This window comes from Pseudomonas sp. PA1(2017), assembly GCF_001945375.1.
Classification (GTDB): Bacteria; Pseudomonadota; Gammaproteobacteria; order Pseudomonadales; family Pseudomonadaceae; genus Aquipseudomonas.
Genome location: NZ_MSXU01000001.1, coordinates 526,609 through 539,460, shown reverse-complemented (window position 1 = coordinate 539,460; position 12,852 = coordinate 526,609). Strand labels below are relative to the sequence as shown.

13 protein-coding genes are annotated in these 12,852 nt (G+C 64.0%); 4 read left to right on the top strand and 9 right to left on the bottom strand.

Going from position 1 to position 12,852, the window contains the following annotated elements; all coding sequences use genetic code 11:
* Window positions 1–90: 90 nt before the first annotated feature.
* Together dtd and pip are read right to left on the bottom strand one after the other, a co-directional pair.
* The gene (gene dtd / locus BVH01_RS02455; RefSeq protein WP_075928800.1) at window positions 91–528 is read right to left on the bottom strand and encodes a D-aminoacyl-tRNA deacylase; all 438 of its coding nucleotides are present in this window, start codon (window positions 526–528) and stop codon (window positions 91–93) included.
* The gene (pip, locus tag BVH01_RS02450; protein ID WP_075928799.1) at window positions 525–1,496 is read right to left on the bottom strand and encodes a prolyl aminopeptidase; all 972 of its coding nucleotides are present in this window, start codon (window positions 1,494–1,496) and stop codon (window positions 525–527) included. The genes dtd and pip overlap by 4 nt, the downstream gene beginning before the upstream one ends.
* Before the next feature lie 100 nt (window positions 1,497–1,596).
* On the opposite strand from pip, the gene BVH01_RS02445 reads away from it, so the two are divergent.
* Window positions 1,597–2,031: a hypothetical protein gene (locus BVH01_RS02445; RefSeq protein WP_075928798.1), complete on the top strand. Its 435-nt coding sequence runs from the start codon at window positions 1,597–1,599 to the stop codon at window positions 2,029–2,031.
* Window positions 2,032–2,089: 58 nt separating this feature from the next.
* Here the strand turns inward: BVH01_RS02445 and BVH01_RS02440 are convergent, their stop codons facing one another.
* Genes BVH01_RS02440 through BVH01_RS02420 form a run of 5 tightly spaced genes read right to left on the bottom strand, consistent with a single transcriptional unit; the run spans window position 2,090 to window position 6,289 of the window.
* Window positions 2,090–2,653, bottom strand: a complete 564-nt coding sequence (locus tag BVH01_RS02440; protein WP_075928797.1) for a lipocalin family protein — start codon at window positions 2,651–2,653, stop codon at window positions 2,090–2,092.
* Window positions 2,653–2,907 carry a hypothetical protein gene (locus tag BVH01_RS02435; protein WP_075928796.1) on the bottom strand — a complete coding sequence of 85 codons (255 nt, stop codon included), beginning with the start codon at window positions 2,905–2,907 and terminating at the stop codon, window positions 2,653–2,655. Before BVH01_RS02435 ends, BVH01_RS02440 begins: the two co-directional genes overlap by 1 nt.
* A gap of 44 nt (window positions 2,908–2,951) precedes the next feature.
* Window positions 2,952–3,551, bottom strand: a complete 600-nt coding sequence (locus tag BVH01_RS02430) for a DUF924 family protein (RefSeq protein ID WP_075928795.1) — start codon at window positions 3,549–3,551, stop codon at window positions 2,952–2,954.
* 3 nt (window positions 3,552–3,554) lie between these two features.
* A complete protein-coding gene (locus BVH01_RS02425) occupies window positions 3,555–4,565 on the bottom strand; it encodes a class 1 fructose-bisphosphatase (RefSeq protein ID WP_075928794.1) in 1,011 nt (336 codons plus the stop codon).
* A 35-nt stretch (window positions 4,566–4,600) separates the two neighbouring features.
* A complete protein-coding gene (locus BVH01_RS02420) occupies window positions 4,601–6,289 on the bottom strand; it encodes a histidine kinase N-terminal 7TM domain-containing protein (RefSeq protein ID WP_075929129.1) in 1,689 nt (562 codons plus the stop codon).
* A gap of 352 nt (window positions 6,290–6,641) precedes the next feature.
* On the opposite strand from BVH01_RS02420, the gene BVH01_RS02415 reads away from it, so the two are divergent.
* From BVH01_RS02415 to BVH01_RS02405, 3 genes are all read left to right on the top strand, one after another.
* Window positions 6,642–7,034 (top strand): YkgJ family cysteine cluster protein, encoded by a 393-nt coding sequence (locus BVH01_RS02415; RefSeq protein WP_075928793.1) that lies wholly within the window; start codon window positions 6,642–6,644, stop codon window positions 7,032–7,034.
* Window positions 7,035–7,129: 95 nt separating this feature from the next.
* Window positions 7,130–8,203, top strand: coding sequence for a serine hydrolase (locus tag BVH01_RS02410; protein WP_075928792.1), 1,074 nt, complete (start codon window positions 7,130–7,132; stop codon window positions 8,201–8,203).
* A gap of 10 nt (window positions 8,204–8,213) precedes the next feature.
* A complete protein-coding gene (locus BVH01_RS02405; RefSeq protein ID WP_083659409.1) occupies window positions 8,214–9,275 on the top strand; it encodes a serine hydrolase in 1,062 nt (353 codons plus the stop codon).
* Window positions 9,276–9,354: 79 nt separating this feature from the next.
* Here BVH01_RS02405 and typA read toward each other — a convergent pair whose 3' ends face one another.
* Together typA and thiI are read right to left on the bottom strand one after the other, a co-directional pair.
* The gene (gene typA / locus BVH01_RS02400) at window positions 9,355–11,175 is read right to left on the bottom strand and encodes a translational GTPase TypA (protein WP_075928791.1); all 1,821 of its coding nucleotides are present in this window, start codon (window positions 11,173–11,175) and stop codon (window positions 9,355–9,357) included.
* 172 nt (window positions 11,176–11,347) lie between these two features.
* The gene (gene thiI, locus BVH01_RS02395) at window positions 11,348–12,802 is read right to left on the bottom strand and encodes a tRNA uracil 4-sulfurtransferase ThiI (RefSeq protein ID WP_075928790.1); all 1,455 of its coding nucleotides are present in this window, start codon (window positions 12,800–12,802) and stop codon (window positions 11,348–11,350) included.
* Window positions 12,803–12,852: the final 50 nt, after the last annotated feature.

Sequence of the window (12,852 nt, the reverse complement as noted above, 5' to 3'; positions counted from 1 at the left end):
GATGGCGAGAGATACGCGCCGGATCAGCGACAAACAGTAGCGTAGAGCCGTCTGCGGGAAGGCAAGAAGCAGGCCAGTGAGCGGCCTCGATCAGGTTTCCAGCAAAAAGGTCACAGGCCCGTCGTTGACAAGCTGTACCTGCATGTCGGCACCGAAGCGCCCGCTGGCGACCTGCGGGTGTTGCGCACGTGCCTGTTCGAGCAGGTGGTCGAACAGCGCTTCGCCCAAGGCGGGCGGCGCGGCAGTGGAGAAGCCGGGGCGCAGGCCGCTGCGGGTATCGGCGGCAAGGGTGAACTGGGAAACCAGCAACAGGCCGCCGCCGATGTCCTTGAGTGACAGGTTCATCTTGCCGGCCGCGTCGCTGAACACCCGGTAATTGAGCAGCTTGTGCAGCAACTTGGCGCAGCTGGCCTCGTTGTCCTGCGGCTCGACGCCAACCAACACCAGCAGGCCCTGCTCGATGGCGCCCACGCTCTCGCCGGCGATATCCACACGGGCGCTGGAAACGCGTTGCAGCAGTGCCTTCATGCTTCGTCCGGCGCCAGGTCGAGCAGGCGATGGGCGATCTCGTCGGCGGCGCGCACCAGCGCATCGGCGATACCTGGCTCGGCGGCCGAATGGCCGGCCTCGCGGATGATCTGCAGCTCGCTGTTGGGCCAGGCCTGGTGCAGCGCCCAGGCGTTGTCCAGCGGGCAGATGGCATCGTAGCGACCGTGCACGATGATGCCTGGCAGGTGGGCGATCTTGGGCATGTCGCGCAGCAGTTGATTGGGCTCGAGGAAGGCATCGTTGACGAAGTAATGGCACTCGATGCGGGCGATCGACAGCGCGCGCAGGCTCTCGGCGAAACGCTCGACCACCTGCGGGTTGGGGCGCAGGGTGGCGGTGCGCCCTTCCCAGCACGACCAGGCCTTCGCGGCGTGCATCTGGGCGATCTGGTCAGCGCCGGTCAGGCGCTTGTAGAACGCCTGCATCAGGTCGCCCTGCTCCTCGGCGGGAATGGGCGCGAGGTAATCCTGCCAGTAATCGGGGAACAGCCGGCTGGCACCCTCCTGGTAGAACCATTTGAACTCCTGCGGGCGGCACAGAAAGATGCCGCGCAGGATCAGCGCCTGCACGCGGTCCGGATGCTTCTGGGCGTAGGCCAGCGACAGGGTCGAGCCCCAGGAGCCGCCGAACAGCACCCACTTGTCGATGCCCAATTGCTCGCGAATGCGCTCCATGTCGGCGACCAGATCCCAGGTGGTGTTGTTTTCCAGGCTGGCATGGGGCGTGGAGCGGCCGCAGCCGCGCTGGTCGAAGGTGACGATGCGGTACAGGTTCGGGTCGAAATAGCGGCGGCTCGCCGCATCGCAACCAGCGCCGGGGCCGCCGTGCACGAACAGCACCGGCAGACCATCCGCCGAGCCGCTCTCGTCCACATAGAGAACGTGCGGGGCGTCTACCGCCAGCTCGTGACGGGCGTACGGTTTGATCTCCGGATACAGCGTCTGCATGGTGCCCTCCTGCGGAAGAATTGAGATAGGCTCGGGCCGCTCGCGCGTCGCGGGCTACTGCGCTCGTTCGGGCATCATAACCATGAAAAGGAAATTCGGCATGTCGATACGGAAATTTGCTACGCCCCTGTTGCTGCTCGCCTTACTGCTGAGCGGCTGCGGCGCCAAGGACACCCCGCAGGCCAGGCTGGAAGCCGCCGTGCAGCAGCTGCAGGACAACCTCGAAGCGAAGAAAACATCCGCGGTGCTCGACCAGCTGCACGGTAAATTCCGCGCTCAGCAGACCAATGACCGGGACTGGGCCAAGCGCACCATGACCCTGTTGTTTCTGCGCCACAACACCGTCAAGGTGCTGGCCCTGAGCAAGAACAGCCGCGTGGACACGACCTATCATGACAAGGGTTACACGGATGCACAGGTAGCATTGACCGGTGCCGAAGGGCTGATCCCCGATAGTGCCCGGCACTACACGGTGAAACTGGAATGGTGGCAGGACGACGGAGAATGGAAACTCGCGCGACTGGAATGGCAGTGAGAGCGAACGACGGCGGAGGGCGAATCCAGCCAGGCCGAATCCGCCCTCGAAGGCTGACTTACTCGGCGGGCTTGGCGCCGTCGCGCCAGATCAGCTCGCTGGTGTCGTAACCCTGGGCGCGGGCCACCGACAGCAGCTCGTCACGCACTTCGTTGGAAATGGTCGGCGTGCGCGACAGCAGCCACAGGTATTTGCGGTTCGGGTGGCCGACCAGGGCGGTCTGGTAGTCGTCATCCAGATCCAGCACCCAGTACTCGCCCTTGCTCACGCCGGGCAGCAGGCGGCTGAACCAGTTGTCGAAGGTTACCCACAGTTTGTCGGTCTTGCCCTCGACCTGGGGCACGGCGCGACCCTCGACCTGGGTCCACTCGCCATCGGCTTCGCGGCAACGATTGGTCACCGACACGCTGCCGTCATCCAGCAGGCCGTAGTGAGCCTCGGATTCCACGCAATTGCGCTGGAAGAACATCGGCAGGCGCGCCACCTCGTACCAGGTGCCCTGATAGCGCTGCAGGTCGACGGACTCGACGGTCTTCGGCGGCGCCTCGCCAGTGCCGGAGTTGGCGCAGCCGACCAGCAGCAAGGCGCCCAGCGCCATCACACCCAGGGTACGTTTGTTCATCACTTCAGTCCTTTTGCAGAAAACATGATTACCTTGTCACCGGCGTACTGGACGCTGATGAAACTCACCTGGTCGCCCCAGGTGCAGCTGGACATGCCCAGCGCGCCCGAGCATTCCGTGGCCGTGCCGAGCAGGTTCTCGACTTCGGCCTTGCTCATGCCCGAATAGAGCTTGGCATAATTTTCCTGATTGACCTTACCGCAGGCGGCCACAACGACAAAAGCTGCCAGCAGCGCGAGAGAGCGCAGGCGCATGGGATATCTCCGTAGTGCGATGGATGCCAGATGCCGGTTCGACGTCAGAAGCGCGAGCCCGGTTCCTCGAGAAAGCGCAACTCGTCCGCGGTGCTGACGCGCCCGAGAATCTCGTTGCGATGGGGAAAACGCCCGAAGCGCTGGATGACCTGCTGATGGCGCCGAGCGTAATCGAGAAAGCCAGCGAACAGCTCGCGTTCCGCATCGCCTGCGCCTTCGGCCAGCTCACCGAACAGCTGCACGGCGCGCGCCTGCTGAAGCGGGTTCTCGGCGTGTTCCAGCACCAGGTAGACGAACACCCGCTGCAGCGGCGACAGCTCGCGATCCCAGCCCAGGGTGATGCCTTCCTCGGCCAGTTCGCGCGCTCGCGCATCGCCAGCGAAGGCCAGCGGCGTGTCGCGATGGATCATGCGAGGCAGTTGGTCGAGCAGCAGCACATGGGCCAGCCAGCCACGCGGGTCGCCTGACCAGCCCTGCAACTCGCCAGCCAACGCCTGTTCGACCAGCACGCCGAAACGCTCACGCGCTTCGGCATCCTGCTCGTCACGCTTGCCGAACCACAGCTTGTGCTTCTCGGCGGCGCTCTGCGCAGCCGCGCCCGCGGGGCCGAACCACCAGTCGAGCAACGGCTGCCAGGGCATCATCGCTCAGGCCTTGTGGTAGCCGGTGACGCGCTCGACTTCTTCCTTGGAACCCAGGAAGACCGGTACACGCTGGTGCAGGGAGTCGGGCTGGATGTCGAGGATGCGCTGCACCCCATCGGTGGCGGCGCCACCGGCCTGCTCGATGATGAACGACATCGGGTTGGCTTCGTACATCAGGCGCAGCTTGCCGGCCTTGTCCGGCTCGCGGCTGTCACGCGGGTACATGAACAGGCCGCCGCGAGTCAGAATGCGGTGCACGTCGGCAACCATCGAGGCGATCCAGCGCATGTTGTAGTTCTTGCCCAGCGGGCCTTCCTTGCCGGCCAGCAGCTCGTCCACGTAGCGTTTGACCGGGGCTTCCCAGTGGCGCTGGTTGGACATGTTGATGGCGAATTCGGCAGTGCTTTCCGGCACGCTGATGTTGTCGTGGGTGAGTACGAAGCTGCCCAGTTCGCGGTCCAGGGTGAAACCCTTGACGCCGTTGCCCAGGGTCAGGATCAACATGGTCTGCGGGCCGTAGATGGCGTAACCGGCGGCGACCTGCTGGGTGCCCGGCTGCTGGAAGGCCTTCTCGTTGAGGCTTTCGTTCTGGCTCAGGTATTCGCTGGGGCAGCGCAGCACCGAGAAGATGGTGCCCACCGAGACGTTGACGTCGATGTTCGAGGAGCCGTCCAGCGGGTCGAATACCAGCAGGTAGGCACCCTTGGGGTACTTGCCGGGGATCTGGTAGGCGTTGTCCATTTCCTCGGAGGCCATGCCGGCCAGGTGACCGCCCCATTCGTTGGCTTCGAGCAGGATGTCGTTGGAGATCACGTCGAGCTTCTTCTGCACTTCACCCTGCACGTTCTCGGTGCCCATGCTGCCGAGCACGCCGCCCAGGGCGCCCTTGGAAACGGCATGGCTGATTTCCTTGCATGCACGCGCTACCACTTCGATCAGGAAGCGCAGATCGGCCGGGGTGTTTTGACTACGGGTCTGCTCGATGAGGTAACGACTCAGGGTAACGCGGGACATGAAGGACTCCGGGAAGGAAGGTAATCGAAAGGAGTTTAACCCTTTCCAGGAACGGGTGCCTCAGCCGCCGTGGTGTCAACGCGCGGCAGCAAGCTGCACACACGGTTACGTCCGCGACGTTTGGCTTCGTACAAGGCGGCGTCGGCAGCCTGCAGCAGCTCGTCGAGCGCCTTGCCCTGCTCGGGCCACAGCGAAAGGCCAGCCGAGAGGGTCACGTGGCGCACGCCACTGCGGGTTTCGATCGGTTTTTGCGCCAGCCCCTGGCAGATGGTCTCGAGGCGTTTGGTCGCTTCGCGGGCATCGGCACCGGGGAGGATGAGCAGGAACTCTTCGCCGCCGATACGAAAGACCGTATCGGAACTGCGCAAGTTCACCAGCAGATACTGGGCCACGCTCTTGAGTACGTCGTCGCCATCCAGGTGCCCGTACTCGTCGTTGAGCCGTTTGAAGTGATCGAGGTCGATCAGCGCCAGCGCCAGCGGCGACTTCTCGCGCCGCGAACGTGCCAGTTCGCGACCGAACAGTTCGTCCAGGTAGCGGCGGTTGTACAGCCCGGTCAGCGGGTCGCAGAGCGCCTGTTCGCGCAGTTGCTCGTGCAGGCTGGTGATGGTGCGCAGGCGCTCCTCGCTCAACGCCAGCGCGTCGGCGAGCTTGAGTTTGGCGATCTGCCGCTGGGTGACGTCGCGCAGGTAGAGCAACTGGCCCAGCACCAGGATGCCGTGGCGAGTCAGCCGCTCGATGGGGCGCATGCGCACTTCGAAGTAGTGGTCGGCGTCGCTCTGGATCAACAACGGCTCACGCAGCTCGCCCTGCTCGACCAGTTGCGCCTGCAGGGCGCTGCCGAAGCCTGGCCAGTCCTGCAGCCTGCGCCCCTGCCAATCGGGATCGAGCCCGCCGAGCTTGAGGGCCGCCTGGTTGGCCTCGATCACCCGCCACTGGGTGTCGACAACCATCACCGGATCGGGCAGCGCTTCGAGCAGCAGGTGGCGGGCGACCGGCACCATGTCGAAAAGCCGCACGCCGAGGATCAGCCAGGAAAAGGCCGCCAACGTGAAGACGAAACTGAACGGCGTCGGGTCGACGCCAAATACCACGAAACCAAAACCGACATAGGCGATGTTGGCCGACCAGGGCACTGCCGTGACCAGTACGAACGCCAGATAATGACGACGGTGCACGCCATGGCTGATCAAGGCTGCGCGCAGCACCACGCCCAGGCTGAAGCTCATGAAAAGATAGACGTACACCGCCGTGGCGTAGAACAGCGGGCCGTGGTCGTAGCGAATCGGCGCCCCCGGCTCGTTAGACACCGGCCCCGTGGCGGCGCCGTAGAACAGGCCGTGCCAGGGATTGCTCAGCACCACCAGCCAGATCAGCAGCGGCATGAGGATCATGCCCAGCATCGAACGGCGGCTCAGCGGCTTGCGTACGCTGCTGACGTATTGCCAGAGAAACACCGCCCAGAACGTCGGCACGCTGATGATGCCCGGCCACGACATGGTGGCCCAGAGCATCTTGCACTCGGGCGCCACGGAGGCGACTTCCAGGCCGGCCATGGCCATCCACCACATGCTCGCCAGGTGCATCAGGATGAAGGTGTCGCGCCCCGGGAAATCGCGCTGGTTGATCACCCAGCGGGCCAGCAGCACGCCGCCCACGCAGACCACCACGGTAAGCAGTACCGCGAAATCCAGGCGCCAGGCGTTGACCAGGCACGAATTCATGCTGCCGCCCTGCCCGCCTGGAAGCGAGAACAGGCCAGACGCGGTGCAGCGCAACGCGAGAGGGAGGCAAGCAAGGCGGACGCATCCATTGCAACAGGCTCAGGAAAGAAGGCCAGGAGCGGGCACCTGGCAGCCTAGAGTCAACCCGCGCCGCGAGTCCAAGAAGGATGCGCACAGGTAAGGCAAGAATTTTCGCCGCTACGATACTGCAATTCATCACATTTTCAGCAGGTTTTTATTGCTCATTCATGACTGTGGCAGGTGTAGGTGAGCGCCAGCCGGCGGATAGCTGTTCACAATTTCCGCAACATCGCTATGATCGCGCGCCGCCAACCACGCGAAACCCTCCAAGATGAAAAGCAACCTGATCGCCGCCGCGGAAATAGACCGCCTCGATACCTGGGCGCGCTATAACGCCGACATGTGCCATAGCTGCATTTCCAGCTGCTGTCAGTTGCCGGTCGAGGTGCGCCTCAATGACCTGATCCGCATCGGCGTGGTCGACGAGTTCGAGCGCGGCGAACCGCCTCGCAACATCGCCAAACGCCTGCAGAAGGATGGGTTGGTCGAGCGCTTCAATCAGAAGTCCGGGATCTTCACCCTGACGCGCATGAGCAACAACGATTGCTACTACCTGGATCGCAAGACCCGGCTGTGCACCATCTACGACCGGCGCCCGGACACCTGCCGCAATCACCCCAAGATTGGCCCGCGCCCCGGCTATTGCGCCTGGCGGCCGAAATAGTCTGCAACGTCTGGTTACCCGCGAGCCTGAACACCTCGCTTCGCTGATCCCTCGAATCCTCCACACCGGCCCGCACCGCCACCCGGAGGATTCGCATGCGCTCCAGACTGCTCGCCAGCACCCTGTTCGTCGCCCTCGCCGCGGCACTGGCAGGCACCGCCACGGCCGAAACCGGGCGACCTGACTGGCAGGAGCCGCTGCTCGAACGCCTGCGGGCAACAGCCGCCAAGCAGGACGGCGAGCTCGGCGTGTACGTCAAGGACCTGCACAGTAACCTGGCGGTGACCCTGCAGGCCGAGCGGCTGTGGTACATGGCATCCGGCATCAAGGTGCCCGTGGCCATCGCCGTGCTGCGCGGTGTCGAGCGCGGCGACTGGCAGCTCGATACGCACCTGCCGCTCGCCGCCAACGATTTCGTCGACGGTGCCGGCAGCACCAACCAGTACGGCCCCGGCGAGCGCCTGAGCGTGCGCTTTTTGCTCGAGCAGATGATCATCTACAGCGACAACACCGCCACCGACCGGCTGATTCGCCTGGTCAGCCTGGATGCCGTGAATGCGCTGGTACGTGAACTGGCGCCCGAGGGCTTCGAGCCGATTACCACGCTGGGCGACGTGCGCCGGCATATCTATGCCGAACTGCACCCAGGCGCTGCAAAACTGGGTGGCCGCGACCTGCTGCGCCTGCGCCAGGCACGCCAGGACGACGCGCGCCTGGACCGCCTGGCCGAGCTGCTCGGCGTCCCACGCTCGGCCCTGGCACCCATCAGCCTGGGCAGCGCTTACGACGCCTACTACCGCAGCAACCTCAACGCCGCCACGCTCTCGGCCTATGGCGAGCTGCTCGAACGCCTGGCCGATGGCCAGGCGCTGGGCCAGGCGCAGACGGCCTACCTGCTGGAGGTGATGGGCCGGGTCAAGACCGGCAGCAAACGCATCATTGCCGGGCTGCCGAAAGACGCCCACTTCGCCCACAAGACCGGCACCCAGCGCGCACGCATCTGCGACTCGGGGCTGATCCGCACGCCCGAACGCGGCGCTGCCGAGCCGGTGCTGATCGTCGCCTGCGTAGAAGGCGAACTGTCGCTGGCCAAGGCCGAGCGCACCCTGCGCCAGGTTGGCGAAGCGCTGAGCGCATCGGGCGTCCTGACCCGTAACGCACTCAACTGAGGGATTGGCCATGAAATTTCTGCTCACAGGCCTTGCCCTGCTCGGCTGCGCGGCGCTGTCGCTCTGGCTATGGGCGACGCCCCAGCGCGACGAGCGCTTCGAAGCGTTGGCCGAGCGGTTGCGCGAACTCGACGAGGCCTCCCCCGGCCAACTGGGCGTTTACCTGCTGCGCCCTGCCGACGGCAGCGAGCTGAACCATCAGGCTGATCGCACCTGGTACCTGGCCTCGGCCACCAAGGCGGCGATCGCCATCGCCGTGCTGCAGGAGGTAGATGACGGCAAGCTGCAGCTCGACCAGCCGATCACCCTGGAGGAAGGCGACCGGGTCGACGGCTCCGGCGGCCTGGTGTGGGAAGACGCCGGCGCCCGTTACAGCATTAGCGAATTGCTGCGCGAGATGCTGCAGGAAAGCGATAACACCGCCGCCGACATGCTGATTCGCGCAGCCGGTGCGCAGCGTATCAACGAGCGCATTGCGGCAGCCGCCGGCCGCGACTTCGGCAAGGTGACCCGCCTGCTCGAGGTGCGCCGCGAACTGTACGGGCAACTGCACTCCGACGCGCGCTCATTGGAAAATCGCCAGATCGTCGAGATCGCCGCCGCGCCGCTCGGCCCGCAGCGCGTCGAAGCGGTGGCCAATGCCCTGGAGATGAAACCCGATCAGCTCGAGACCCGCGACCTCGACGAAGCCTACCGGCGCTACTACGAAACCGGCCTGAACAGCGCGACACTGGTCGCCTACGGCCAGCTCTTCGGCAAACTGGCCAAAGGCGAACTGCTGTCCGAAGCGAGCACCAGGGCGCTCTACGACATCATGGGCCTGGACAGCTACGAGGCCTACCGGCTGGAAGCCGGCCTGAGTGAACAGGTGCCCTTCGTGCAGAAAACCGGCACCCAGCAGCACCGCGCCTGCCACATGGGCATCGCCAACCCGCAAGGTGACGACGCCCTGGTGATCCTTGCCTGCGCCGAGGCGCTCGATGAGGATGCCGAGGCCGGCAAGTTGTTCGAGGAGGTCGGCGAGGCGATTCAGGAACTGGTGCTCGATCGCGATAGAGCCGAAGCGGCCTGATCGCCCCATCAATCTGCGCCCATGAAAAAGCCCCCGCAGGCTCACGCCGGCGGGGGCTTTCTAGGCAGCTAGAACCGGATCAGTTCTTGGCTTTCTTGGCAGCGCGGGTACGCTCGCCTTCGTCGAGGATCTTCTTGCGCAGACGGATCGACTTCGGCGTGACTTCGCACAGCTCGTCATCCTGGATGAATTCCAGAGCCTGCTCCAGGGTGAAGCGAACGGGCGGAACCAGGGCGATGGTTTCGTCCTTACCCGAAGCGCGCATGTTGTCGAGCTTCTTGCCCTTGGTTGGGTTGACGCCCAGGTCGTTGTCGCGGCTGTTCAGGCCGATGATCTGACCGTTGTAGACTTCCTGGCCGTGCTCGACGAACAGCTTGCCGCGCGCCTGCAGGGTTTCCAAGGAGTAGGTCAGCGCCTTGCCGGTATCGATCGATACCAGTACGCCGTTCTGGCGGCCGGACATGTGGCCCGACTTCATCACGTCGTAACGGTCGAAGATCGAGGTCAGGATGCCTGCACCGTTGGTCAGGGTCAGGAAGGCGTTACGGAAGCCGATCAGACCGCGAGCCGGGATGTTGTACTCCAGGCGTACGCGACCTTTGCCGTCCGGCACCATGTTGCTCAGGTCGCCCTTACGCAGACCCATTTCTTCCATGACCTTGCCCTGGGATTCTTCCGGGATGTCGATGGTGACGTTTTCGTACGGCTCGTGCTTGGCGCCGTCGACTTCACGGATGATCACTTCCGGACGGCCAACGCCCATCTCGAAACCTTCGCGACGCATGTTCTCGATCAGAACCGACAGGTGCAGTTCACCACGGCCGGAGACCTTGAACTTGTCGGCCGAGTCGCCTTCTTCGACGCGCAGGGCCACGTTGTACAGCAGCTCCTTGTCCAGACGCTCCTTGATGTTGCGGCTGGTGACGAACTTGCCTTCCTTGCCGCAGAACGGCGAATCGTTGACCTGGAAGGTCATGGAAACGGTCGGCTCGTCGACGGTCAGCGGCTTCATGGCCTCGACGTTGTTCTGGTCGCACAGGGTGTCGGAGATGAACAGCTCGTCCATGCCGCTGACGCAGACGATGTCGCCAGCAGTGGCTTCTTCGACGTCCACGCGGTGCAGACCGTGGTGGCCCATCAGCTTGAGGATACGGCCGTTACGCTTCTTGCCTTCGGTGTCGATGGCAGTGACCGGGGTGTTCGGCTTGACGCGGCCACGGGCGATACGGCCAACACCGATGATGCCCAGGAAGCTGTTGTAGTCCAGTGCCGAAATCTGCATCTGGAACGGGCCGTCGACGTCGACGTTCGGTGCAGGGACGTGGTCAACGATGGCCTGATACAGCGGGGTCAGGTCTTCGGCCATGTCGGTGTGGTCCAGACCGGCGATGCCGTTCAGGGCGCTGGCGTAGACGACCTGGAAGTCCAGTTGCTCTTCGGTGGCACCGAGGTTGTCGAACAGGTCGAAGATCTGATCCATGACCCAGTCAGGGCGCGCGCCCGGACGGTCGATCTTGTTGATCACCACGATCGGACGCAGACCGGCTTCGAAAGCCTTCTTGGTCACGAAACGGGTTTGCGGCATCGGGCCGTCCTGGGCGTCGACGACCAGCAGTACGGAGTCGACCATCGACATCACGCGCTCTACTTCACCGCCGAAGTCGGCGTGGCCGGGGGTGTCGACGATGTTGATGCGGTAGTCGTTCCACTTGATGGCGGTGTTCTTGGCCAGAATGGTGATGCCGCGCTCTTTTTCCTGGTCGTTGCTGTCCATCACGCGCTCGTCGTTGAGCTCGCTGCGCTCCAGGGTGCCGGACTGACGCAGCAGGGCGTCGACCAGGGTGGTCTTGCCATGGTCAACGTGGGCGATGATGGCGATATTGCGTAGATTCTCGATCACAGTAGTGGTCTCGTAGGTTGGGTCGGGCTACCCGGCAGTTGCTTCGAGGGCCCAACGCGAAAAATCGGGATTAAGGGTAAAGGCAGTCTGTTAAGGCTGTGTGGCGGCAAACTCGCCGCCAATCGGGTCGGGAGGGCGATGGCGGATGCTGCCGCCATTGAGCCCGGGCGTCTTATGCCGGACGATAAACGCGCACATTGGCATGCCCCTCGCTCAGCAGGTGATGGGCATGCAGGCGGCTCATGACGCCCCTGTCGCAATAAAGGAGGTACTGGCGGTTCTCGTCCAGCTCCTTGAAACGATTGTTGATGGCGTAGAACGGCAGCGCCTGGACTTCCACGCCCTCGATTTCCAGCGGCTCGTCTTCGGCCTGGTCGGGGTGGCGAATGTCGATCACCACGTGGCCGGGCAGCGCATCAGTGACTTCCTCGACCTGCACGTCCTGGCCCAGCTCTTCGATCACCCGATCGATGGCGATCAGGCGTGCGCGCTCGAGCGCGCGCTCGAGCACCGCCATGTCGAACTGTTGTTCTTCATGGGCGACGCGATGGGGCTTGGCCTTGGTGGTCGGGTTCACCGAAATCACGCCGCAGTACTCGGGCATGTGGCGGGCAAACTCGGCCGTGCCGATGGCTTCGGCGGTGTCGATGATGTCCTGCTTGTGGCTGGCGATCAGCGGGCGCAGCACCAGCTTGTCGGTGACCGAGTCGATCACCGAGAGATTCGGCAGGGTCTGGCTGGATACCTGGCTGATCGCCTCGCCGGTCACCAGCGCGTCGATCTGCAAGCGCTCGGCCAGGCGGCTGGCGGCGCGCAGCATCATGCGCTTGAGGGTGACGCCCATGTAGCTGTTGTCGACCTTGCCGAGAATCTCGCCGAGCACTTCCTCGAACGGCACGCTGATGAACAGCACGCGCTGGCTGCTGCCGTACTTCTTCCACAAGTAGTGGGCGACTTCCATCACGCCCAGCTCGTGGGCACGACCGCCGAGGTTGAAGAAGCAGAAGTGGCTCATCAGGCCACGGCGCATGATCTGGTAGGCCGCCACGGTGGAGTCGAAGCCGCCGCTCATCAGCACCAGGGTCTGCTCCAGCGAACCCAAGGGGTAGCCGCCCAGGCCGGGGTGCTGATGATGAATGACGTACAGGCGCTGATCGCGAATCTCGATGCGCACCTCGACCTCGGGTTTCTTCAGGTCGATACCGGCGGCGCCGCACTGCTGGCGCAGCTGGCTGCCGACATAGCGCTCCACATCGATGGAGGAGAACGCGTGGCGGCCGCCGCGCTTGCAGCGAACCGAGAAGATCTTGCCGGCCAGCAGCTCGCCATAATGCAGCTTGCACTTGGCAACGATGTCGTCGAAGTCGCCGAGCGGGTATTCGTCGATCTGCAGGAAGTGCACGATGCCCGGCACGCAGCTCAGGCGCTCGATGATGTCCTGCTGGACCTTGGGCTCGGCCACCTCGGTCTTCACTTCCAGATTGTCCCAGACACCGGTCACCTGCAGTTGCGGGTCGAGATCACGCAACACCACGCGGATGTTCTTGGCCAACTGCCGGATAAAGTTCTTGCGAACCGGCGGGCTCTTGATGGTGATTTCCGGAAAGACTTTGACGATCAGTTTCATGGGAGCAAATGTCGGGGGCCAGGGCCTGAAAAACAGGGGCGCGGATTATA